Genomic DNA, 21,553 nt, shown 5'->3' on the forward strand with positions numbered 1-21,553 from the left:
ATGGGTTGGTCAATCATCTGATTTAATGGGCAAATTTTTAAAGATGCACATTATATCAGCAAAAAATCGAACCTGTTGGGTCTTGCGCAGGGTGCCGGACTTGGCCTAGTTTTGGGCCTCAAGATGACGATCAAATGACGAAAGCTTGCCTGGTCGAGGGTTTTTTCAACCGTCGATTGCGGGAGCGGGGTTGTGCGGCCGTATGGCGGAAATCGCTATTCGGTTGAGCTGGGACGATGGCAGGACGGGGAGCGGTGCGCTTGGACACGCAAACTTGGCAGGAACAGGGGCTCGAAACCCGGTCTCCGGGACGCACGCGCGGTGAAATCAGCCAGGATGAACTGGCGCACCAGTGGAGCCGTGTTCGCGGCCGACTTCAGGAAGAAATCGGCGAGGTCGAGTACCGCAACTGGTTGCGGCAAGCCGTGCTGCATGGGCTCGACGGCGATGAAGTGACTGTCATGCTGCCGACCCGCTTCCTGCGTGACTGGGTGAACAAGGAATATGGCAACCTGCTGACCGCGTTCTGGCAGGCCGAGAACCCGGCGGTACGGCGCGTGGATATCCGGACCCGGCCGGCCGGCACCAGCGAGCGCGCGCCCGACCTCGCCGAGGTGGAGCCGAAGACCGCGATCGCGCGGCCCGCCGCCGCGGCGCGCCGCGAGGCCGAGGAACGCCCGGACATGAGCGCGCCGCTCGACCCGCGCTTCACCTTTGATACATTCGTGGTCGGCAAGCCGAACGAATTCGCCTATGCCTGCGCGCGCCGCGTCGCCGACGGGCACGCGTCGCCGGGGTTCAATCCGCTGTTCCTCTACGGCGGTGTCGGTCTCGGCAAGACCCATCTGATGCACGCGATTGCCTGGGAACTGTCGCAGCGCTCGGACGAGGTCACGGTCGCCTACATGTCGGCCGAGAAGTTCATGCACAAATTCGTCAGCGCCCTGCGCCGGCAATCGACCATCGAATTCAAGAACGAGTTGCGCAGCGTCGATGTGCTGATGGTGGACGACCTGCAGTTCCTGATCGGCAAGGATGGCACGCAGGAGGAATTCTTCCACACCTTCAATGCGCTGGTCGATTCCGGCAAGCAGATCATCGTCTCGGCCGACAAGTCGCCGTCGGACCTGTCCGGCATCGAGGATCGGCTGCGCACGCGGCTCGGCTGCGGCATGGTCGCCGATGTCCATGCCACGACCTATGAGCTGCGCCTCGCGATCCTGGAGGCCAAGGCCGCGCGGGCTGGCGTCGTCGTGCCGGGGCGGGTGATGGAGTTCCTCGCGCAGAAGATCACCGCCAATGTCCGCGAGCTCGAAGGGGCGCTGAACCGGCTGATCGCCCATGCCAACCTGTTCGAGCGCCCGGTGACCCTCGAGACGGCGCATGAGGTGCTGCACGACCTGCTCCGCGCCTATGACCGCAAGATCACGATCGAGGAGATCCAGAAGCAGGTCGCCGAGCATTACAATATCCGGGTCAGCGAGATGTCCTCCGCCCGGCGCGCGCGCAACATCGCCCGGCCTCGGCAGATCGCCATGTATCTCGCCAAGCAGCTGACCAGCCGCAGCCTGCCCGAGATCGGCCGGAAATTCGGCAACCGCGACCATACCACCGTCATGCACGCGGTCTCCAAGGTGACCGAACTGATCGAGGCCGATCCCGATTTCGCCGAGGATGTCGAACTGCTGCGCCGGATCCTGACCGTCTGAGCCGGATCCGGGCAGCGTCGCCGCCTGTCAGAGATGGCGGGCGTGATGGCGCAGATGGTCTTCCACGAAGGTCGCGATGAAGAAGTAGGAGTGGTCGTACCCCTCCTGCATCCGCAGATCGAGCTTCACGCCCTTCGCCGCGCAGGCCTCGCGGAGCAGTTCCGGTTTCAGCTCGCGTTCGAGAAACGGATCGGCGGTGCCCTGGTCGACGAGGATGGCCGGCCCTGCCCAGCCGCGGTCCTCGATCAGCGCCGTCGCGTCATAGGCGCGCCAGTTCGCACGGTCGACGCCGAGATAGCCGGTCAGCGCCTTTTCACCCCAGGGGCAGCGCATCGGCGAGACGATCGGCGCGAAGGCCGAGACCGAGCGGTAGGCGCCAGGGTTCTTCAGCGCGATCGTCAGCGCGCCATGCCCACCCATCGAATGGCCGAAAATGCCCACGCGCGCGGGATCGACCGGAAAGGACGCGTTGATGAGGGCAGGGAGTTCCCTCGTGATGTAGGAATACATCCGGTAGCCGTCCCGCCACGGCGTTTCCGTCGCATCGACATAGAAACCGGCGCCGGTGCCGAAATCATAGGCGTCGTCCTCGCCAGGATAACCGAGGCCTCGCGGGGAGGTATCCGGCGCGATCAGGGCGATGCCGAGTTCCGCGGCCACGCGCTGCGCCCCGGCCTTCACCGTGAAATTCTCCTCGGTGCAGGTCAGCCCGGCCAGATAATAGAGCGCAGGAACCGTTCCCGCCGCGGCCTGCGGCGGCAGGAAAACGGCGAATCGCATTGTGCAGCCGGTCTCCTTTGCCTCATGCCGATAAACGCCCTGCATGCCGCCAAAACATTTCTGGGTCGAAACCGTCTCAAGAACGGTGGCGCTGGTCATGTATCGATCTCCCTTTGAATCATGCGCACAACTATCCCGCGCAGGTGGATGGAAGGCAATCAGTCTGCGCCGATATGCGCTTTATCGAATTTAAACGCATGATTTACGAAATCTTTCTGAAACCCGACAGGAGGAGACTTATTCGCGTTGACAGTTCCTGCGGTTTCTGCGTCATTAAACGCGCAATCGACTTTGGCTTGCCTTGTTGCACGAGACGGGTTTCCGTACGGCCAAGACGTCCAAAACCCGGTTGTCCCTCTGGAGCCGTGCGGCGGTCGCACGGTGGGTCTGTCTTAGGAGCGACGACGCGACAATGGCGATCGGCACTGTCAAGTGGTTCAACACCACGAAGGGCTTCGGCTTCATCGTGCCGCAGGATGGCGGCAAGGACGTTTTCGTCCACATCACTGCAGTTCAGGCGGCCGGCATGCGCGGCCTCAACGAAGGGCAGAAGATTTCCTACGAGGTGACGCAGGAACGCGGCAAGGCAGCGGCGACAAACCTCAAGGCCGTCTGACCTCACGGTCCGGCGCGACGAAAGGCGGGGCCCCTCCGGGGCCCCGTTTTTTATTGCGCGACCGTACGTGCTGATCGACCGAAAGGAGATGTCTGCAAAATTGCAGGCACCCAATGGTCCAGACCCGCCTTGTCCTACCGAATTTGGTTGATTGCGGCTGTACGACTCGAGGTGAGAGCCGGCAGGAGCGTGATCCCGCGCCCTGCCGGACAAGAAGACTCGTCATGCCGGTGAGATGGAACGCCGCATCCGATCCAGATCGGTTCGGCTGGTGGTCGGTGGTCACCGCGCCCATTCCTCCTGACCAGACGATCAGCGGCGAGTGGCCGGCCTGCGGGACTGTTGTGCTCGGCAGACCAAACTCGCCGCGCATCTGACATTTTCGTGACCGAAGGCCCGTCGCCGGGCCGTTGCGATTGCCGCCAGCGGGCCACCGTGCCGCAAATTTCAATACGTTGAACCCGGACCCGCTTCCGTTTGCGCGGCAAATTTCGCATTCGGGCCCGAGATATGGCTCGACATATTACCGTGCATGCCCTATACGTAATGATCATTCGCTTATCGTTAACGACGGGAATCGGTCATTTATGGTATTGTCCCCATCCGGCTTTTATAATTCGACAGGACGACCAATGACCACTCGAACAAGCACTGGCCCCGCGATGGCGGCACTGCACGAACGTCACCAACGTGAGGACGAGGCTGCGGGACAGCACGGCAACGCGCTCTACTCGGTCAGCCAGCTCGCCCGCCAGCTGGGCGTGACCGCGCGAACCATCCGGTTCTATGAAGATAAGGGGCTGGTAAATCCAAGTCGCGCCGGCACTACCCGCGTCTACACCTCGCGTGACCGCGCGCGGCTCATGCTGATCCTGCGCGGCAAGCGCCTTGGATTCTCGCTGCGTGAGATCAAGGACTACCTCGACCTCTATGACGTCGATCCTACCCAGCATACCCAGTTGCGCCAGCTGCTTGCCGGCGTGCGAAAGCGTATCGCCAAGCTTCAGGAACAGCGTGCGGCGCTCGAGCAGAGCCTCGCCGAACTGGCGGATATCGAGCGCCAGTCCGAAAATGCCCTGAAGCAGGCCGCCAAATAGACAGAGAACAGGAGTCCTTTGCCCATGCCAAGCGCCGTCATCGCCGCCTATGCCCGCTCGCCATTCGCCCTTGCGCGGAAAGGGGGGCTTTCGCGGGTCCGGCCCGACGAGATGGCCGCCGCCGTCGTTCGCGAACTGGTGAACCGCAGCGGCATCGCGGCTGGCGACGTCGAGGATCTCATCGTCGGCTGTGCCTTTCCGGAGGCCGAGCAGGGGCTGAATGTCGCCCGTCTGATCGGGCTGATGGCCGACCTGCCGATCAGCGTTGCCGGGGCGACGGTGAACCGGTTCTGCGGCTCGTCGATGTATTCGATCCACATGGCGGCGGGCGCCATCGCGATGGGCGCGGGAGAGGCTTTCATCGCCGCGGGCGTCGAGAGCATGACCAGGGTGCCGATGGGCGGGTTCAACCCGATGCCGTCGCCGACCCTCTTCGCCAAGATGCCGGCCGCCTACATGGGCATGGGCGAGACGGCCGAGAACGTCGCGAAACGCTGGCAGATTCCACGCGAGGCGCAGGAGGAATTCGCCCTCGCCAGCCATATCAAGGCGGCGGCGGCGCAGAAGGCGGGGAAACTGGCCGGCGAGATCGTGCCGATCTCGCTTTCGGGCGCCATGGTGTCGGAGGACGGCTGCATCCGCCACGATGCCTCGCGTGAAGCCCTGGCCGGACTGAAGCCAGCCTTCGATGCCGAGGGTACGGTCACCGCCGGAACCTCCTCGCCGCTGACCGATGGCGCCTCCGCCGTGCTGGTCTGCTCGGAGGATTATGCCGCGAAGCACGGCCTCGCGCCGCTCGCGCGCATTCGCTCGGTTGCCGTGGCCGGCTGCGCGCCGGACATCATGGGCATGGGCCCGGTCGCCGCCTCGCGCAAGGCGCTCGCTCGCGCCGGCATCGAGGCCTCGGCGCTCGACGTGGTCGAACTCAACGAGGCCTTTGCCTCCCAGGCGCTCGCCTGCATCGGCGAACTCGGTCTCGATCCGGCGCGCGTCAATCTCGATGGCGGGGCCATCGCGCTTGGCCATCCGCTCGGGGCGACGGGTGCCCGCATCACCGGCAAGGCGGCGCAGCTGCTCCAGCGCGAAGGCGGCAAATTCGCCCTCGCGACCCAGTGCATCGGCGGCGGGCAGGGTATCGCGACGGTTCTGGAGGCGCTCTGATGGGTGCCATCCAATCCGTCGCCGTCATCGGCGCCGGCGTGATGGGGGCCGCGATCGCCGCCCAGATCGCCAATGCCGGCATCAAGGTCCGCCTGCTCGACATCGTGCCGAAGGAGGGTGATGACCGCAACGCCATCGCCCGGCGAGCGATCGAGCGGCTGAAGAAGACCCAGCCGGCGCCGCTAATGTCCTCCCGCGCCGCGCGGCTGATCACGCCCGGCAATACCGAGGACGATTTCGCTGCCCTCGCCGACTGCGACTGGATCGTCGAGGCGGTGATCGAGCGGCTCGACATCAAGCAGGCGCTCTATCGGCGCCTCGCGGAGGTGCGCAAGCCCGGTTCGGTGGTGTCGTCCAACACCTCCACCATTCCGCTTGCCGAACTGATGACGGACATGCCGGAGAGCCTCCGCCCGAATTTCGTCATCACCCACTTCTTCAATCCGCCCCGCTACATGCGGCTGCTCGAACTGGTCACCGGCCCGGCGACGAGTGCGGACGCCATCGCCCGCATCACCGAATTCTGCGACGTCGTGCTCGGCAAGTCGGTGATTCCCTGCCGCGACACGCCGGGCTTCATCGCCAACCGGATCGGCACCTACTGGATCCAGACGGCCCTCGCGCTCGCACTCGAAATGGGGATCGAGATCGAGGAAGCGGATGCGATCATGGGCAAGCCGATGGGCTTTCCCTCGACCGGCGTGTTCGGCCTGATGGACCTGGTGGGCATCGATCTCGGCCCGCACGTCAATGCCTCGCTCGCCCGGCTGCTGCCGAAAACCGACGCGTTCCACATGATGAATCGCGAGGCGCCGTTCCTCGCGACCATGATCGCCGAGGGCTATACCGGCAAGAAGGGGAAGGGCGGCTTCTACCGCTCGGCCGGGCGCGGCAGGGATCGCGTGAAGGAGACCCTCTCGCTCGCCGCGGCGGCGCAGGGCCGGCTGGAATGGCGGCCCTCCATCCGCCCGGACATTGCCGAGGTGAAGGACGCCAAGAAGGATCTCAAGCGCCTGGTCGGCGCGAAGTCGAAATACGGGCGCTATGCCTGGGGCGTGCTTGGCCGCGTGCTTGCCTATGCAGCCTCGCTCATTCCGGAGATCGGTGACGATATCGCCGCCGTCGATGCCGCGATGCGGTTGGGCTACACGTGGAAATACGGTCCGTTCGAGCTGATCGACCGGCTCGGCGCCGACTGGGTTTCGTCGCACCTCGCCGACCTCGACGAGCCGATCCCGCCGCTGCTCGCCAAACTCGGCAAGGGCGCATTCTACCGCGAGGACGGCGCCACGCTGCTCCGCTTCATGCCCGATGGCGGCTACCGGGCCGTCGAACGCGCGCCTGGCGTGCTGCTGCTCGAGGATGCGAAGCGCGGCCGCAAGCCGGTGCTCTCGAACAAGTCCGCCTCGGTCTGGGACATCGGCGACGGCGTGCTCTGCGTCGAGTTCCATTCGATCATGAACTCGATCGATGGCGACATTCTCGCTCTTCTCGGCAAGACCATCGCGCTCGTGCAGAAATCCTACAAGGCGATGGTGATCTACAGCGAGAACCTGCGCGCCGGGCCGGGCAAGGAGAATTTTTCGGTCGGCGCCAATCTCGGCCTCGCCATGTTCGCCGCTAATCTGCGCATGTGGGGCAAGATCGAGGGCACGGTGAAGGAGGGGCAGAAGGCGTTGCAGGCGCTGCGCGAGGCGCCGTTCCCGGTGGTGGGCGCGCCGGCCGGCCGGGCGCTGGGCGGCGGCTGCGAGATCCTGCTGCATTGCGACGCCGTTCAGGCCCATGCCGAGACCTATATGGGGCTTGTCGAGGTCGGCGTTGGCCTTGTGCCGGGCTGGGGCGGCTGTGCCACGATGCTGGCGCGCTGGCAGGGCGCGAAGGATGCGCCGCGCGGCCCGATGCCCGCCGTCTCGAAGGTCTTCGAGATGATTTCCACGGCAAAGGTCGCGACTTCGGCCGCCGAGGCGAAGGAGCTGAAATTCCTCCGCCCCGGCGACGGCATCACCATGAACCGCGAGCGCGTGCTGGCCGACGCCAAGGCCCGGGCGCTCGCCATGGTGGCGGGATATGCGCCCGCCGAGCCGGAAACGCTTCAACTGCCGGGCGCTTCCGGCCGTGTCGCCCTCGGCATGGCGGTGGACGAATTCCGCAAGAAGGGAGTCGCCACCCCGCATGACGTGACGGTATCGTCCCACCTTGCCCGCGTGCTCACCGGCGGCGATACCGACATGACCGATCCGGTGCCGGTCGCCGCGGTGAAGGACCTCGAACGCGAGGCCTTCATGGCCCTGTTCCGCACCAAGGAAAGCCAGGCGCGGATCAAGCATATCCTGGATACCGGCAAACCCCTGCGCAACTGAACCGAGACAAGGGAGATACGACATGCCCGTCTACAAGGCGCCGCTCAAGGACATGCGCTTCGTCCTGCACGAGCTCTATGACAGCACCGCCATCGCCGAGCTTCCCGGCAATGCCGACTTCACCCCCGAACTGATCGACAGCGTGCTGGAGGAAGCCGCGAAGATCAGCGAGGAGGTGCTGTTCCCGCTCAATCAGGTGGGCGACCGCGAGGGCTGCACCTATGAAAACGGCGTCGTCCGCACGCCGACCGGCTATCGCGAGGCGTACCACACTTTCTGCGAGGGCGGCTGGACCTCGATTTCCGCTGACCCGGATTATGGCGGGCAGGGCATGCCGCTGACCGCGGCGATGATGGTCGAGGAGATGTTCTGCTCCGCCAATGTCGCGTTCGGCCTCTACCCCGGGCTGAGCCACGGCGCCTATGTCGCGCTGAAGCATTCGGGGTCGGACGAGCAGAAGAAGGCCTGGCTTCCCAACATCGTCTCCGGCAAGTGGACCGGCACGATGTGCCTGACCGAGCCGCATTGCGGCACCGATCTCGGCATGCTCCGCACCAAGGCGGTGCCGAACGATGACGGCACCTACAGCATCACCGGCAACAAGATCTTCATCAGTGCCGGCGAGCACGACCTTGCGGAAAACATCGTCCATCTCGTCCTCGCCCGCCTGCCGGACGCGCCGGCCGGAGTGAAGGGCATCTCGATGTTCCTGGTGCCCAAGTTCCTGCCGCGCGAGGATGGCACGCTGGGCCCGCGCAACGGCATGCAGTGCACCGCGATCGAGCACAAGATGGGGCTGAACGGCTCCGCCACCTGTGCGATGAGCTTCGACGGCGCGACCGGCTGGCTCGTCGGCGAGCCGAACAAGGGCCTCGCCGCGATGTTCAAGATGATGAACACCGAGCGTCTCTCCGTCGGCATCCAGGGGCTCGGCATCGCCGAGGTCGCTTATCAGAACGCCGTGGCCTATGCGCGCGAGCGCATCCAGGGCCGCTCGCTCACCGGCACCAAGGCGCCGGAGAAGCAGGCGGACCCGATCCTCGTCCACCCCGATGTGCGGCGGATGCTGCTGACCAGCCGCGCCTATATCGAGGGCTGCCGGGCGCTGGCCGGCTGGGTCGCGCGCGAGCTGGAAATCCTCGAGAAGTCGGATGACGGTGATGCGAAGCAGGCGGCCGACGATTTCGCCTCGCTGATGACGCCGGTGGTCAAGGCGATGTTCACCGATCTCGGTTTCGAGATCGCCTCGCTCGCGGTGCAGACCTATGGCGGCCATGGCTATATCCGCGATCACGGCATCGAGCAGTATGTGCGCGATGCGCGGATCGCAATGCTCTACGAGGGGACCAACGGCATCCAGGCGCTCGACCTCGTCGGCCGCAAGCTGCCGCAGGATGGCGGGAGACTGCTGACCCGCTTCCTCGATCCGGTCCTCGAATTCATCGACGCGCATCAGGATAACGACGCCCTCGCCGAGTTCCTGCCCGCGCTGTCGCAGGCGCTGGAGCATGTGCAGGAAGCGACTGGCCTCATCATGGAAGGTGCGATGACCAATCGCGACGAGGTGGGGGCGGCGTCGGTCGACTATCTCCGCCTGTTCGGCCTCGCGTCACTCGCCTTCGTCTGGGCCCGCATGGTCGCGGTGGCTGCCCCCAAGGCCGGGGAGGACGGCGAGGCCGCGCAGTTCTACCGCGCCAAGGTGCAGACCGCGAAATTCTTCATGGAACGCCTCCTGCCGCAGACCGGCGCGCTGCTCGCCGCGATCCGGTCGGGCGCTGCGACCATGATGGAATTCGAGGACGCCGCGTTCTGATCGGCTCGCTGCCGCCCGGTCACCTGGCCGGGCGGCCATAAAGCCCCGTTATCGTGGCGCTGGCCAGCGCGTCCCGCGCCAGCGCCCGGCGGAGCGCGCCATAGGACGCCAGGGCCGCCGCCGGCAGCCGGTTAACCCGCAGCGCGTAGACTGTCAGATGATAGTGATGCGGCGGATCGCCGACCGGCGGGCAGGGCCCCTGGTAGCCATGAATGCTGCCGCTGCCGATGCCCTGAACCGCGCCGCGCGGCAGCGCGCCGCCCCGGCTCCCGGAACCCGCCGGCAATGAAGTGACGCGCGCCGGAATATCCGCCACGATCCAGTGCCAGTAGCCTTTGCCCTGCCGGGCATCGGAATCGAACAGCGTGACGGCGTAGCTCCGCGTGCCCGCTGGCGCGCCGCTCCAGGCGAGGGCGGGGCTGACATCGTCGCCAGTGCAGCCGAAGCGGTTGAAGACCTGGGCGGCCGCGATGGTTCCGCCATCGCGAAACGCGCCCGATCGCAGGGAAAATCCGCTGGCGCGCGCCGTTCCGGCCAGGGCCATCAGCGCCAGTGCGAACGAAACCGGCCGTTTCATCGGCATCATCCTCAGCGTTTCGAGCCCCGCCGCAGTAGCCAGAGCGGCAACGGCAGGGCGGCGAGCAGGAACAGCCAGAGCAACGGGAATGTGGCCGAAAGCCCGCCGTCTTCAAGATCCACCCACAGGCGCACCGGCATGCCCTGCGGGAAGTAGGCGAAGATCAGCACGATGCCGAGTTCGCCCACCCCGCGCACCCAGGCCAGCGCGAGGGCGGCGCCGAGCCCGTCGCGCGCCATCGGCAGGGTGATGTGGCGGAAGATCTGCCGGCGGGAGACGCCGAGGGTCAGCGCAGATTCGGCCAGTTCGGCGGGTATCTCGGCGAACGCGCCGCGTGCCGCGACCACATAGGTCGGCAGGCCGGCATAGATCCCCGCGATCAGCAGCGCCGGCGGATTGTTGGTGATGATCCCGCCGAACCGTTCGAGTAGGATGCCGACCGGGCCGATCGGGCCGTAGAATGCGGCGAGCAGGATGCCGAGCGCGAGCGGCGGGGTAAGCAGCGGCAGCAGCAGGAAGACTTGCGCCCCGTCGCGCATCCGTCCCTTGCCGGTTGCCAGCCAGTAGGCGAGTGGCGTTCCCAGCACCGCAATCACGGCCAGGGCCGCCAGCCCGTAGGCCAGCGAAATCGCCACCGATCTGCCATCCGCGCTGGACAGGGCGAATTTGCGCCAGTCGGTCATGATGAACAGACCAGCGAAGGGGCAAGCGAGCAGCAGCAGCACCAAGCCGCGCAGCAGGGCCCCGAGGCGTGCTCCGGTCAGACCGGCCCGCCCAGCGGCGGGTTGTAGCCGTATCGTGCGAACAGTTCCTGTCCCTTGCGGCTTTGCAGCAGTGAAACGAAGGCCCGTCCCGCCTCCGGGTTCCGGGCGTTGCGCGGCACGCACGCATAGAAGACGAGTGGCTGCGTGTGCAAGGTCTGCCTGCGGCCCTTTACCGTCAGCGAGATCGCGGCGCGGGAATACCAGTCCGCCACCATCGCCGGATCGCTGAGGTTGATCTGCCGGGGCAGTGCGAGGAACGGCAGCTTGAGCGACTTCACGCCGCTTTCGTAGCCGATCGTGGCATCCACCGCGCCGCTGTCGATTCGCGAGAGAAGCGATGGTTCGGGGAAGATCTGCGCGGGGTTCACCGGCCTGCCGAGCACGCGCCGGATCAGGTCCGGCTTGTGATAGTAGCGCTGGGCGAGATCGAAGGTGAACAGCACGTTGCGGCCCTGCGGGTCGGTGCGCGGGTCGGTGCGGCCGAAGCGCAGGCCGGGCTTTTCGAGGATGTCGAACCAGTGCGCTCCGGCATCGGCCGCCTCGAAATCCTTGCGGAAGCGCGAGTGGGGCGACCAGGCCAGCACCATCGCCGTGCTCGCCACCGGCACCGCATGCCCGACCAGCCCGGCCTTTTGCAGCACCTCGATCGGCCCGCTCGTGATCGAAATGAAGGCGTCAGCCTGCAGCGTCTTCGCGGCGATGAGGTGGGCGAGGCCGAACGCGCCCCGCCCGATGCCGTGAAACCGCTCGCTGGTCTCAGCCGTGAAGGCGGGCCCGAGCGCCCGGTCCATCAGCAGCCCCATCGAACCCGCATAGGCGATGGTTGCCGCGCGCCCCGCGGCGCGGCCGGTGACCGGCGCCAGCGCGGCCGCGCCCGCGAGCCGGGTGAATGCGCGTCGGGAAATCGCCATGTGCTGCTTCCTTCGGGGACGTAATTCCAGAATTCGGACTATCGATATGTTCATTAAGCGATATCGTCAATCCGCCATATCGGCACGCGGCAGTTTTCGTGGTGAAGTCGGGCGATGCAGATGCACGGAAAGACCGAACCGCTCACACTCCGCATCCGGGTGGTGCAGGGTGAGGATCTTCTCCTCGGCCCCGGTAGGGCGGACCTTCTCGCCTTCATCCGGGAAACCGGGTCGATCGCCGCCGCCGGACGGCGCATGGGGATGAGCTACAAGCGTGCCTGGCAACTGGCCGAGTCGATGAACTCCACCTTCCATGCCCCGTTGATCCTCGCAGCAAAGGGGGGGGTGGCGGGCGGCGGAGCCCAGCTCACGGAGCTTGGTGACGCCGTTCTGGCGGCCTATCGCGCGCTTGAGGCCGCGTCGCGCGCCGGTGGCGCCGCAGCATTGGCCATCCTTGCCGAGGCTCGGGCGCCGCTCTCGCAAGACCGTTAAGCATACGTAGCCGGCCGGAAATCTCGATCGGGTCCCTTTTCACCCGGCCGGGATTTACCTAAACTTTCATCGGAAAGGAGTGCGTGTCTTCCGCCTGCCCGAACGCCCCGAACAGCACCGTACCTCCGGCGCCCAGATCCTGGCGCTGCTGGGGTTTCTCGCGCTGGCGCTTCTGGTTGGTGCGGTCGGCGGCACGGCCACAGTGCCCAATGTGCACAGCTGGTACGATGTCCTGCCGCATCCCCCGGGCACGCCACCCGATTGGGTGTTCGGCCCGGTATGGACGCTGCTCTACATCGCCATGGCGGTCGCCGCCTGGCTGATCTGGCGTGGCCCGGACATCCTGACCCGCCAGCGTCGCGCACTACGTCTCTGGGGCTGGCAGCTTGCCGCCAACGCGCTCTGGTCGCCCGTCTTTTTCGCCCTTCATCGGCCGGATATCTCGTTTTTCGTAATACTCGTGCTCGACGGCCTGATCGTCATGACCATTGCCGTCTTTCGTCCGGTCAGCCGAATTGCCGCCGCATTGATGGTGCCCTATCTCGCCTGGTGTCTGTATGCGACCTATCTGAACGCCGGCTTCTGGTTTCTCAACCGATGATCGGCTAGACCGTCGGCCTGACCGCGAGGGAACCACGCCCGCCATGACCTATCGTTCTCAGCTTCATCTAGCCGCACTTGCCGTTCTGATGGCAGGGCTTGGTTTCGCCGCGCCTGCCAAGGCGCAGATGGCCGGTGGCGGCCTTGCCGGCGGTCTCGGTCCGATCGGCGGCGTCCCTCAGCCCCGCCATGAATCCCAATCGATCGCGCCGCCGGCTCTTCCGGGCGCATCGGCGGCGGGTAATGTTTCCGCCGGCCCGGTGACCGATACCGGCGGCGACCCGACCACGCTGCTGTTCAAAGCGATCAACCATGGCGACTATGCGCAGGCCCGCGCAGCGGTCAGCCGTGGCGCCAATCTCGATGCCCGCAACGCCCTCGGCGAAACGCCGATCGAACTTTCGGTTGAGCTGAATCGAAACCGCATCACCTTCATGCTGCTCTCGGCGCGGGCCGAGGAGCATCCGATGAGCGTTTCCGTCGCCTCCGCGCCGGTGGCCGCAGTCCCGCCGACGACGAGCAAAGGTTCGGCGCATGCGAAATCTCCGCCTTTTCACAAGGTTGAAGCAAAGCCCGCCGTCAGGCCCCTGACCATTTCCGGGGATCCTGGCCGGCCGGATCCGAGTGCCGGGTTCCTCGGCTTCGGCGGCAGCAACTGATCTGATCCGTCATATCCCGTTACATCGCGGGCACGTTTCGTTTACGCGCTCGTGAAAAGCTGTTAATCGGCTTGGGGGAGCTATGCACGATGATGCATGCATCCGCTCAATGACGGCGAGTGCAATAATTTTTAGGGAGATGACATGAACACCTTCAACCCGGCGCCTCTGGGCCTGTTCGGTTTTGCGCTTACCACATGGCTATTGTCGATGATCAATGCCGGGCTTCTCCCCGGAGCCGGTCTTGGCATGGTCCTCGCCATGGCCTTCGCCTTTGGCGGCTCGGCCCAGTTCGTGGCCGGCCTCGGCGAGATGAAAGTGGGCAATACCTTCGGCTTCGTGGCGTTCTGCTCGTACGGGGCTTTCTGGTGGTCCTTCGCGCTGTTCGTCGAAATCTTCGCCAAGGGCGTGCCGGGGGTGATGGTCGGCTGGTACCTGCTGGTCTGGGGCGCCTTCAGCTTCGTGATGTTCATCGGCACTTTCGCGCTGAACAAGGCCCTGCAGCTGATCTTCGGCTTTTTGACCGCGACCTTCATCCTGCTCGCGCTGAACGACCTGCTCGGTGCGGCGGCGCTGGGCGAGTTCGGCGGCTATCTGGGCCTCGTCACCGCGGTACTCGCCTTCTATCTCGGTGCGGCAGGCATCATCAATGGCGCGCATGGCAAGGAAATCCTGCCGATCGGCGCCAAGGCCTGACGATCGACATCCTTGGCCCTGTCAGCGGAGCCGGCGCAAGCCGGCTCCGCTTTTCGTATCTGCTCGACTGACCACGAATCGGTGACTTCGCGGCCATTGGCGCGGCAGGGCGTTTGGAGTATTCATAAACTGGACGGGTACCGATAGCTCCGGGCGAGAGATCTCCACCGATCTGTCGTCCGCCATTGATCGTTCTGATCCGATGGAACCAGTCCCTTGGCGGGGATCGCCATAGCGAGGAAGGATACGGATTATGGGTGGTTTGAGCATCTGGCACTGGCTGATCGTCCTGGCGGTCGTGCTGCTCCTGTTCGGAACGGGCCGGGTCGGCAACCTGATGGGTGAGCTCGGCAAGGGCATGAAGGCGTTCAAGAACAACATCGCCGATGACCAGCCGGCGAAGGATGCCTCGATGCTGGAGCAGCAGACCCGCGCGCCGGAGGCCAATGCCGGCCAGAAGGCCGGGCAGGGCAAGGTCTGAGGCGCGGGACATGGGATTCGATTCGCCCGTTCACTGGCTGATCGTCATCGCCGTCATCGCGCTCCTGTTCGGCGGGTCGCGCGTCGGCAACCTGATGGGCGAGCTCGGCAAGGGCATCAAGGCCTTCAAGCAGAACATGAGCGACGCCGATTCGGCGAAGCCCGCCCCGGCCGCGAAGTCCGAGCCTGACGTCCAGAACCGGATCGCCGACTCGTCCGCGCCGGCGGCCGAAAAGGCCCCCGAGCCGGCCGATACCGCGCGGCACTGACCGGAACCGCACAGGCATGACGGTGACCCTGGCCGCCGGGCCGGCCGAAGCCGGCGATGTCCTCGCGTCCCGCGCGCGTGAACTGGTCGCCATCGGGGCGCGGATGGATGCCAGGGGTTGGGTGCCCGCGTCCGCCGGCAATCTCTCGGCACGATGCACCGCCGACAGCATCGCGATCACCCGCAGTGGCGTTCACAAGGGACGGCTCGAAGCCGCCGACATCATCGAGGTCTGGCTCGACGGCACGCCGCTTCGCGCCGGCGACCGGCCCAGCGCCGAAACCCAGCTGCATTGCCAGGTTTACGAGCGGCTCCCGGCGGCCGGGGCGGTGCTGCATGGCCATTCGGTCGCCGCAACCGCTCTCACCCTCGCGGACAATTCCCCAGGGATCGTTCTTGAAGGCTATGAGATCCTGAAGGCTTTCCCGGGCATTGCGACCCACGAGACCCGGATCGTCTTGCCGGTTTTCGATAACGACCAGGACATGCGTCGGCTTGCCGCGGCAATCGCGCCCGCCTTCGCGGCGCCGCCGATTGGGTATGTCCTGCGTGGCCACGGCATCTACGCTTGGGGCGAGGATGTCGAGCGCTGTTTCTGGCGGCTCGAAGCCCTGGAGTTCCTGCTGTCCTGCGAATGCGAACGGAGACGGATGAGATGAGCACGCTGCGGATTTTCGACGACGCGAACCCCGATGCGCCCCTGGTTGCCACGTCGGACGCGGCGCGGATGGCGGCTGAACTCAAGTCCATCGGTGTGCGCTTCGAGCGGTGGGAAAGCCCCGTCGCCATCGCGGCGGACGCCTCGCCCGAGGAAATCCTTGAGGCGTATCGCCCGTATCTCGATCGGCTGATGGGCGAAACCGGCGCCGGCTCGGCCGACGTCATCAAGATGACGCCGGACCACCCGCAGGCCGGCACCCTTCGGGAGAAGTTCCTCAACGAGCACATCCACACCGAGGATGAAGTCCGCTTCTTCGTGCGCGGCTCCGGCCATTTCGTCATGCACCTCGACGGCAAGGTCTACGACGCATACTGCACCGAGGGCGATCTGATCTCGGTCCCCGCCAACACCCGCCACTGGTTTGATGCCGGTTCCACGCCGGACTTCATCGCGCTTCGGATTTTCACCGACACCTCCGGCTGGGTCGCGCATTTCACCGGCGACCAGATCAGCGCCCGCTTTCCGGTTGCCGCCTGAACCGGCCATTCTCACCGTGACCACAAGGCCCGAACTCGTGCTCCTCGACATCGAGGGCACGATCGCCCCGATCAGCTTTGTCCATGATGTGCTGTTCCCCTATGCGCGCGCGCGGCTTGCCGGTTTCGTTGCGGCACATGGCGACGAGCCCGAGATCGCGGCGGCGCTGGCCGAACTCGACGCCATCGCGCCGGGTGCGCCGCCAGTGGAAACACTGCTCGCGCTGATGGACCGCGATGCCAAGGTCGGCCCGCTGAAACTGATCCAGGGGCGGATCTGGGCCGAAGGTTTTGCCGAGGGAGCGCTGACCAGCCGTCTCTACCCGGATGTCGCGCCCGTTCTGCGCGCCTGGCACGGCAGCGGACTCCGGCTCGCCATCTATTCCTCGGGGTCCGAGGAGGCGCAGAGGTTGTTGCTCGGCCACACGCCGGATGGTGGCCTGACCGCGCTGTTCGAGCGGTTTTTCGACACGCGGATGGGCGGCAAGCGCGATGCCGCCAGCTATGCGGCCATCGCCCGGTCCATGGCCGTGGCGCCCGCTCACGTGCTGTTTCTCTCGGATGTCGCGGACGAACTTGCCGCCGCCGCGACCGCCGGCATCCAGGTCTGCCAGATCGTTCGCCCCGAGGATGGCACGATCGCGTCGGCCGATTACCCGACCGCGCCCGATCTTGCCGCGGTGGCCGCCGCCTTCGACCGTCCCGACCCCGCCTAGGAGCCGTGTAGATGAGCCCGATCGACCAACTCGCCGCCCGCGTGCCGAGGCGGCTGCGCGGTGAGGCTTGGCAATGCTTTGCTCTGGGCCTGCTCGCCGCTGTTGCGCTGCCGCCATTCTACCTCCTGCCGGTGCTCTGGTTCGTCGTGCCGGCGCTCCTGACCCGTCTCGCCCGTGCCGGCGGCTGGCGCCGCGCCGCCTGGCTCGGCTGGTGCTTCGGCTTCGGCTTCAACCTGCTCGGCCTGTTCTGGGTGACCGAGCCGATGCTGATCATGGCATCGAATTTCTGGTGGGCGGTGCCCTTTGCCGCGCCGGCGCTCGCTTTCGCAACCGCGTTCTACATGATCCTGCCGGCCCTTGCCGTCTTTGCCGTGCCGCAACGCAACCAGGCGGGCCGCCTCGCTGCCGTGCTGCTCTTCGCGGGGGCGCTGGTGCTATCCAATCTTGCGCAGGAATTCCTGTTCACCGGGTTCCCCTGGAACTATTGGGGAGCCGACTGGACTTTTGCCGGCAGGCTGGGCCTTGCGATGATCCAGCCCGCCGCGATCGGCGGCATTTTTCTCCTGACCCTGCTGACGGCGCTCGCCGCCGGGCTGCCGCTGCTCGGACGGCGCGGCTGGGCGGCGAGTGCGGTGCTGCTGGCTCTCTGGGCCGGCTTCGGCTTCGCGCGCACCTCTGCGGGCCCCGCGCCGCTGACCAGATACACCGTTGCATTGCTCCAGCCCGATTTCGCGGTCCCGGGAAGCTTCACCCAGCCCGCCCTGCAGGCCCGCTGGCGGCGTGACCTTGCGCTGACCCGCGAAGCCTTGGACAAGGCGGGCAAGGGACCGAACATTGTCGTCTGGCCCGAGACGGCGAGCCCCGCTCTGCTGCAGACCGACGCCGCGGCGCGCGCCGCGATTGCGGCCGTGGCCGGCAACACGCCCGTCCTTGCCGGCTCGTTCCGCCTGGCGGCTGATGGCAGCATGCGCAACTCGCTGGTCGCCGTGGAAGGAAAAGGGCCGGCCGTAGCGTGGTATGACAAGTGGAAGCTGGTGCCATTCGGCGAGTACACGCCAGCCTGGATTCCGCTAAAGGTCACGCCCGGCGGCGGATTCACGCCTGGCCCTGGTCCGCGCACATTGCATGTGCCCGGCATTCCATCGGTCGGACCGCTGATTTGCTACGAGTCGATCTTCCCGGGCATCATAACGGATCCCAAGGATCGTCCCGCCTGGTTGCTGAACATTAGCGACAACGCCTGGTTCGGTGACACAACCGGCCCGTACCAGGATTTTGCAACCACCCGCCTGCGGGCGGTGGAGGAGGGACTTCCGATCGTCGTGGACACCAATTCCGGCATTTCCGCGGTGATCGGCCCGCATGGTCGGGTCGCGGGCACACTCGGGCTCGACCGCGCCGGGATTCTGATTGGTAAACTTCCGGTTGCGCTTCCTGTCACACCCTTCGGCCGGTTCAGCGTGACCATGTCGGGCATTCTTGGCTTTTACACGATGGTTTTGGGTGTTGTGTGCTTGATTGTTTCAATAACCTTGATGTAAGTGACGGTTCGTAAACGCGTCTTAAAAATAATTCGAGCTTGTGTAATTGAGGCGTGGCCACTATTGTAGATAGTGGTTGTAGGGACGTGCCGCCGACCTCTGGTAGCGAAGTTCCGAAAATCAGAGTTTTTCTTAATTTTTGTACTTTAACCGGATTTGGCCAATCTTATGAGACGGCCCTGCGCTCTGAGATCGGTCATCAAACCCGACAGCGGCGAAAATGATGCACGGCGGCGTCGGTCATCATGTCCGCCCTGCCTTGTGCCCGGGGGCGGTGCCGGTTGATGTCGCTGAGGAATGAGACATGAATGCAAACGGTGGCGCCTCGAACGACCGCAGCGACCGGGATGGCCGGCCCAGCCCGATCGACGTGCATGTCGGGTCGCGAATCCGGCTCCGGCGCACGCTGCTCGGGATGTCGCAGGAAAAGCTCGGCGATGCGCTCGGCCTGACCTTCCAGCAGGTGCAGAAATACGAGCGCGGGGTGAACCGGGTCGGTGCGTCCCGCCTGTTCGATATTTCCCGCGTGCTCGATGTGCCAATCAGCTTCTTCTTCGACGACATGCCGGAGGGGATGAACGAAATGCCGATGTCCGGCCCGCGCGGGCGCAGCAACGGGCTGTCCGAGGCGCAGGAGCCGTTCGGCGTCGGCCTCGACGATCACATGACCAAGCGCGAGACGCTCGAACTGGTGCGCGCCTATTACCGGATCACCGAGCCCACCGTGCGCAAGCGCATGTTCGACCTGATCAAGTCGCTGGCCCCGGCCGATTCCTTCCCCACCGAATGAACCGGCCCCCGGTGGCGGCGCGTGCGCTTGTGAAGGCGCGAGTCTCTTCGCTACATTGCCACTCATGAGTGCAATGTCCCGCCCGTCGCCGATCATCGCCCCCAGCCTGCTTGCCGCCGATTTCGGACGCCTTCGCGAAGAGGTCGCCGCGGTGGAGCGTGCCGGGGCGCACTGGCTTCATCTCGACGTGATGGACGGCCATTTCGTGCCGAACATCAGTTTCGGCGCGCTGGTTCTCAATGCGCTCCGTCCGCACACGCGCCTCGCCTTCGACGTTCACCTGATGATCGCCCCGGCCGATCCGTATCTGGCCGATTTCGCGAAGGCCGGCGCGGATCACATCACTGTCCATGCCGAGGCCGGGCCGCATTTGCACCGCTCGCTGCAGACGATCCGCGCCCTCGGCCTGAAGGCCGGCGTCGCCATCAACCCCGCGACCCCGGCCGAGGCGGTGCGGCATGTGCTCGACCTCGTCGACATCGTCAACGTGATGACCGTCAATCCCGGCTTCGGCGGCCAGTCGTTCCTCGCGGGCCAGTTGCCCAAGATCGCCGAACTGCGCCGCATGGTCACTGAAGCCGGGCGCGACATCCGCATCGAGACGGATGGCGGCATCGATGCCGCCTCGGCGCCTCGCGCGCTCGAAGCGGGCGCCGATGTCCTCATTGCCGGCAGCGCGATCTTCGGCAAGCCGGACTATGCCGCGGCCATCGCCGCGCTAGGAACGGGCGATTGAAGCGGAGGGAATGATGCGCGGCGCGAGACAATGGGTTGCCCGGCTCGCCGCCCTCCGCGGTGGCAACGTTCCCGATGCCCCTTCGGTCGCCCTGCGAGATCCCTGGCCCGGCGAGCCTGCCCGCGGCGCGCGCATCATCAAGGGGGAAATCGAATACCAGAACGTCGTACGGCCGCTCCGGCCCGGCCTCTTTCACGAGAACGACGGCTCGCCGGTTTTCATCGCCCATATCCAGGGTTTCGTGTGGCTGCGCGATTTGCGGGCGCTCGGCACCGACGCTGCCCGCAGCCGCGCGCGGGCCCTGATCGCCGACTGGATCGATTGTGAAGCCCTCCCGCCGGTGGCCTCGGCCCCCGAGGTTTCCGGCGCGCGCATCGCGGCGTGGCTCGGCCATTACGATTTCTTCGCCGCCTCGGCGGATGACGACTTCCGGCAGATGCTGATGGCCCGCCTCGTCGCCGATGCGAGGATGCTCTCGGCTAACCTCCCCGCCGAGGTGCGCGACGGCCGTGCCTTCACCGCGATCAAGGGACTGATCGCCGCGGCGGTCGCGCTGCCCGAGCACGGAGCGTTCATGCAGCGGGCCCTGCGCTTCCTCGTGCCGGAGATCGAGCGGCAGATCCTGCCCGACGGCGCGCATGTCGAGCGCAGCCCCGCCGCCCACTTTGCCGTGCTGCAGGACCTGACCGAAATCCGCGCCTTGCTGCAACTTGCGCGCGCCGAAGTGCCGCCGCAGCTTCCCGGCGCCATCGAGCGGATGGCGGTCGGGCTGCGGGCGCTGCGGCATGGCGATGGCGGCCTCGCCCTCTTCAACGGCACCAGCGAGGACTGGCCCAACCTGATCGACCTCGTGCTGAGCCAGGCCGGGCGCACCGGCCGCAGCGCCTCGGCCCTGGCCGGCGTGGGGTTTCACCGGCTTGCCGCCGGCCGGTCACTCGTCCTTGTCGATGCGGGGCCGCCGCCGGGGCCGGGCGTCGACCGCTTTGCCCATGCAGGCACGCTCTCCTTCGAATTCTCGGTCGGGCGCGACCGGCTGATCGTGAATTGCGGCGCCGCCCCCGCGGCGTCGGGCGAGTGGCGCGACGCCCTGCGCAACACCGCCGCCCATTCGACGCTCGTCGTCGCCGACGTGTCCTCGTCCGAATTGCGTGACGAGGGACTCGGCCGCCGTCCCGCCCATGTCGAGGTGCAGCGCCAGGAGGCGAACGGCGCCCACTGGCTGGAGGCGAGCCATGACGGCTGGCAGAAACTGTTCGGCGCGGTGCATCGCCGCCGCCTCTATCTCGCGGAGAGCGGCGAGGATCTGCGCGGCGAGGACAGTATCGAGGCCGACCAGCCGCAGCCCTTCACCCTGCGCTTTCACCTGCACCCGAACGTGACGGCGAGCATCCAGCAGGACGGGGAGGGGGCATTGTTGCGCCTGTCCTCGGGCCAGGGCTGGCGCCTGCGTGCCGGCGGCGCCACGCTGAGCATCGAGGACAGCATCTATTTCGGCGGACCCGAGCCGCGCCGCGCCGAGCAGATCGTGCTGACCGGAACGCCCGACGGTCCGCAACAGGTGAAATGGGCGCTGACCAGGATGGGCTGATT

General features: G+C 66.0%; 23 protein-coding genes. 19 read left to right on the forward strand and 4 right to left on the reverse strand.

Going from position 1 to position 21,553, the window contains the following annotated elements; translation table 11 throughout:
- The first annotated feature begins 236 nt into the window (after positions 1-236).
- Positions 237-1,709 carry a chromosomal replication initiator protein DnaA gene (gene dnaA / locus ACRY_RS02435; protein ID WP_013639118.1) on the forward strand — a complete coding sequence of 491 codons (1,473 nt, stop codon included), beginning with the start codon at positions 237-239 and terminating at the stop codon, positions 1,707-1,709.
- 27 nt (positions 1,710-1,736) lie between these two features.
- Here the strand turns inward: dnaA and fghA are convergent, their stop codons facing one another.
- A complete protein-coding gene (fghA, locus tag ACRY_RS02440; protein ID WP_007421599.1) occupies positions 1,737-2,588 on the reverse strand; it encodes an S-formylglutathione hydrolase in 852 nt (283 codons plus the stop codon).
- 313 nt (positions 2,589-2,901) lie between these two features.
- On the opposite strand from fghA, the gene ACRY_RS02445 reads away from it, so the two are divergent.
- The 5 genes from ACRY_RS02445 (at position 2,902) to ACRY_RS02465 (ending at position 9,536) form a co-directional block, all read left to right on the forward strand.
- On the forward strand, positions 2,902-3,105 hold the full coding sequence (locus tag ACRY_RS02445; protein WP_007421600.1) for a cold-shock protein: 204 nt from the start codon (positions 2,902-2,904) through the stop codon (positions 3,103-3,105).
- Between the two features lie 632 nt (positions 3,106-3,737).
- The gene (locus ACRY_RS02450) at positions 3,738-4,202 is read left to right on the forward strand and encodes a MerR family transcriptional regulator (protein WP_419465250.1); all 465 of its coding nucleotides are present in this window, start codon (positions 3,738-3,740) and stop codon (positions 4,200-4,202) included.
- 24 nt (positions 4,203-4,226) lie between these two features.
- Complete coding sequence (locus ACRY_RS02455) at positions 4,227-5,363, forward strand: thiolase family protein (RefSeq protein ID WP_011941205.1); 1,137 nt, start codon at positions 4,227-4,229, stop codon at positions 5,361-5,363.
- Positions 5,363-7,723 carry a 3-hydroxyacyl-CoA dehydrogenase/enoyl-CoA hydratase family protein gene (locus tag ACRY_RS02460; protein WP_011941206.1) on the forward strand — a complete coding sequence of 787 codons (2,361 nt, stop codon included), beginning with the start codon at positions 5,363-5,365 and terminating at the stop codon, positions 7,721-7,723. The genes ACRY_RS02455 and ACRY_RS02460 overlap by 1 nt, the downstream gene beginning before the upstream one ends.
- A 22-nt stretch (positions 7,724-7,745) precedes the next feature.
- Entirely contained in the window at positions 7,746-9,536 is a 1,791-nt protein-coding gene (locus tag ACRY_RS02465) for an acyl-CoA dehydrogenase C-terminal domain-containing protein (protein WP_011941207.1), read from the forward strand.
- A gap of 19 nt (positions 9,537-9,555) precedes the next feature.
- On the opposite strand, the gene ACRY_RS02470 is transcribed toward ACRY_RS02465, so the two are convergent.
- Genes ACRY_RS02470 through ACRY_RS02480 form a run of 3 tightly spaced genes read right to left on the reverse strand, consistent with a single transcriptional unit; the run spans position 9,556 to position 11,788 of the window.
- Positions 9,556-10,113: a YbhB/YbcL family Raf kinase inhibitor-like protein gene (locus ACRY_RS02470; protein ID WP_011941208.1), complete on the reverse strand. Its 558-nt coding sequence runs from the start codon at positions 10,111-10,113 to the stop codon at positions 9,556-9,558.
- 11 nt (positions 10,114-10,124) lie between these two features.
- The gene (locus ACRY_RS02475) at positions 10,125-10,838 is read right to left on the reverse strand and encodes an ABC transporter permease subunit (RefSeq protein ID WP_013639124.1); all 714 of its coding nucleotides are present in this window, start codon (positions 10,836-10,838) and stop codon (positions 10,125-10,127) included.
- Between the two features lie 35 nt (positions 10,839-10,873).
- Complete coding sequence (locus ACRY_RS02480; protein WP_011941210.1) at positions 10,874-11,788, reverse strand: extracellular solute-binding protein; 915 nt, start codon at positions 11,786-11,788, stop codon at positions 10,874-10,876.
- A 114-nt stretch (positions 11,789-11,902) separates the two neighbouring features.
- Here ACRY_RS02480 and ACRY_RS02485 point away from each other — a divergent pair, with 114 nt between their 5' ends.
- The 13 genes from ACRY_RS02485 to ACRY_RS02545 all read left to right on the forward strand — a co-directional run bounded on the left by ACRY_RS02485 (position 11,903) and on the right by ACRY_RS02545 (position 21,551).
- Positions 11,903-12,280 carry a winged helix-turn-helix domain-containing protein gene (locus ACRY_RS02485; RefSeq protein ID WP_011941211.1) on the forward strand — a complete coding sequence of 126 codons (378 nt, stop codon included), beginning with the start codon at positions 11,903-11,905 and terminating at the stop codon, positions 12,278-12,280.
- A 79-nt stretch (positions 12,281-12,359) separates the two neighbouring features.
- A complete protein-coding gene (locus tag ACRY_RS02490) occupies positions 12,360-12,881 on the forward strand; it encodes a TspO/MBR family protein (protein WP_007421953.1) in 522 nt (173 codons plus the stop codon).
- A 127-nt stretch (positions 12,882-13,008) separates the two neighbouring features.
- On the forward strand, positions 13,009-13,539 hold the full coding sequence (locus ACRY_RS02495) for an ankyrin repeat domain-containing protein (protein WP_231295316.1): 531 nt from the start codon (positions 13,009-13,011) through the stop codon (positions 13,537-13,539).
- Positions 13,540-13,683: 144 nt separating this feature from the next.
- Positions 13,684-14,235: an acetate uptake transporter gene (locus ACRY_RS02500; RefSeq protein ID WP_007421951.1), complete on the forward strand. Its 552-nt coding sequence runs from the start codon at positions 13,684-13,686 to the stop codon at positions 14,233-14,235.
- A 253-nt stretch (positions 14,236-14,488) separates the two neighbouring features.
- Positions 14,489-14,716, forward strand: coding sequence for a twin-arginine translocase TatA/TatE family subunit (locus tag ACRY_RS02505; RefSeq protein ID WP_007421950.1), 228 nt, complete (start codon positions 14,489-14,491; stop codon positions 14,714-14,716).
- A 10-nt stretch (positions 14,717-14,726) separates the two neighbouring features.
- Positions 14,727-14,984, forward strand: a complete 258-nt coding sequence (tatA, locus tag ACRY_RS02510) for a twin-arginine translocase TatA/TatE family subunit (protein ID WP_007421949.1) — start codon at positions 14,727-14,729, stop codon at positions 14,982-14,984.
- Positions 14,985-15,000: 16 nt separating this feature from the next.
- Entirely contained in the window at positions 15,001-15,642 is a 642-nt protein-coding gene (locus ACRY_RS02515; RefSeq protein WP_007421948.1) for a methylthioribulose 1-phosphate dehydratase, read from the forward strand.
- Positions 15,639-16,181, forward strand: a complete 543-nt coding sequence (locus ACRY_RS02520) for a 1,2-dihydroxy-3-keto-5-methylthiopentene dioxygenase (RefSeq protein WP_011941212.1) — start codon at positions 15,639-15,641, stop codon at positions 16,179-16,181. Before ACRY_RS02515 ends, ACRY_RS02520 begins: the two co-directional genes overlap by 4 nt.
- 16 nt (positions 16,182-16,197) lie before the next feature.
- On the forward strand, positions 16,198-16,896 hold the full coding sequence (gene mtnC / locus ACRY_RS02525; RefSeq protein WP_007421946.1) for an acireductone synthase: 699 nt from the start codon (positions 16,198-16,200) through the stop codon (positions 16,894-16,896).
- A gap of 41 nt (positions 16,897-16,937) precedes the next feature.
- On the forward strand, positions 16,938-18,437 hold the full coding sequence (lnt, locus tag ACRY_RS02530; RefSeq protein WP_231295317.1) for an apolipoprotein N-acyltransferase: 1,500 nt from the start codon (positions 16,938-16,940) through the stop codon (positions 18,435-18,437).
- 304 nt (positions 18,438-18,741) lie between these two features.
- Positions 18,742-19,227 (forward strand): helix-turn-helix domain-containing protein, encoded by a 486-nt coding sequence (locus tag ACRY_RS02535; RefSeq protein ID WP_007421944.1) that lies wholly within the window; start codon positions 18,742-18,744, stop codon positions 19,225-19,227.
- Positions 19,228-19,300: 73 nt separating this feature from the next.
- Positions 19,301-19,963 (forward strand): ribulose-phosphate 3-epimerase, encoded by a 663-nt coding sequence (gene rpe, locus ACRY_RS02540; protein ID WP_043509013.1) that lies wholly within the window; start codon positions 19,301-19,303, stop codon positions 19,961-19,963.
- 13 nt (positions 19,964-19,976) lie between these two features.
- On the forward strand, positions 19,977-21,551 hold the full coding sequence (locus ACRY_RS02545) for a heparinase II/III family protein (RefSeq protein ID WP_011941215.1): 1,575 nt from the start codon (positions 19,977-19,979) through the stop codon (positions 21,549-21,551).
- Positions 21,552-21,553 lie beyond the last annotated feature (2 nt).

The organism is Acidiphilium cryptum JF-5, assembly GCF_000016725.1.
In the GTDB taxonomy this organism is placed as follows: Bacteria; Pseudomonadota; Alphaproteobacteria; order Acetobacterales; family Acetobacteraceae; genus Acidiphilium; species Acidiphilium multivorum.

Coding starts and splice junctions, on each gene's coding strand:
- dnaA (WP_013639118.1), top strand. CDS start 237: ATGGCAGGACGGGGAGCGGTGCGCTTGGACACGCAAACTTGGCAGGAA.
- fghA (WP_007421599.1), bottom strand. CDS start 2,588: ATGACCAGCGCCACCGTTCTTGAGACGGTTTCGACCCAGAAATGTTTT.
- ACRY_RS02445 (WP_007421600.1), top strand. CDS start 2,902: ATGGCGATCGGCACTGTCAAGTGGTTCAACACCACGAAGGGCTTCGGC.
- ACRY_RS02450 (WP_419465250.1), top strand. CDS start 3,738: ATGACCACTCGAACAAGCACTGGCCCCGCGATGGCGGCACTGCACGAA.
- ACRY_RS02455 (WP_011941205.1), top strand. CDS start 4,227: ATGCCAAGCGCCGTCATCGCCGCCTATGCCCGCTCGCCATTCGCCCTT.
- ACRY_RS02460 (WP_011941206.1), top strand. CDS start 5,363: ATGGGTGCCATCCAATCCGTCGCCGTCATCGGCGCCGGCGTGATGGGG.
- ACRY_RS02465 (WP_011941207.1), top strand. CDS start 7,746: ATGCCCGTCTACAAGGCGCCGCTCAAGGACATGCGCTTCGTCCTGCAC.
- ACRY_RS02470 (WP_011941208.1), bottom strand. CDS start 10,113: ATGAAACGGCCGGTTTCGTTCGCACTGGCGCTGATGGCCCTGGCCGGA.
- ACRY_RS02480 (WP_011941210.1), bottom strand. CDS start 11,788: ATGGCGATTTCCCGACGCGCATTCACCCGGCTCGCGGGCGCGGCCGCG.
- ACRY_RS02485 (WP_011941211.1), top strand. CDS start 11,903: ATGCAGATGCACGGAAAGACCGAACCGCTCACACTCCGCATCCGGGTG.
- ACRY_RS02495 (WP_231295316.1), top strand. CDS start 13,009: ATGGCCGGTGGCGGCCTTGCCGGCGGTCTCGGTCCGATCGGCGGCGTC.
- ACRY_RS02500 (WP_007421951.1), top strand. CDS start 13,684: ATGAACACCTTCAACCCGGCGCCTCTGGGCCTGTTCGGTTTTGCGCTT.
- ACRY_RS02505 (WP_007421950.1), top strand. CDS start 14,489: ATGGGTGGTTTGAGCATCTGGCACTGGCTGATCGTCCTGGCGGTCGTG.
- tatA (WP_007421949.1), top strand. CDS start 14,727: ATGGGATTCGATTCGCCCGTTCACTGGCTGATCGTCATCGCCGTCATC.
- ACRY_RS02515 (WP_007421948.1), top strand. CDS start 15,001: ATGACGGTGACCCTGGCCGCCGGGCCGGCCGAAGCCGGCGATGTCCTC.
- ACRY_RS02520 (WP_011941212.1), top strand. CDS start 15,639: ATGAGCACGCTGCGGATTTTCGACGACGCGAACCCCGATGCGCCCCTG.
- ACRY_RS02535 (WP_007421944.1), top strand. CDS start 18,742: ATGAATGCAAACGGTGGCGCCTCGAACGACCGCAGCGACCGGGATGGC.
- rpe (WP_043509013.1), top strand. CDS start 19,301: ATGTCCCGCCCGTCGCCGATCATCGCCCCCAGCCTGCTTGCCGCCGAT.
- ACRY_RS02545 (WP_011941215.1), top strand. CDS start 19,977: ATGCGCGGCGCGAGACAATGGGTTGCCCGGCTCGCCGCCCTCCGCGGT.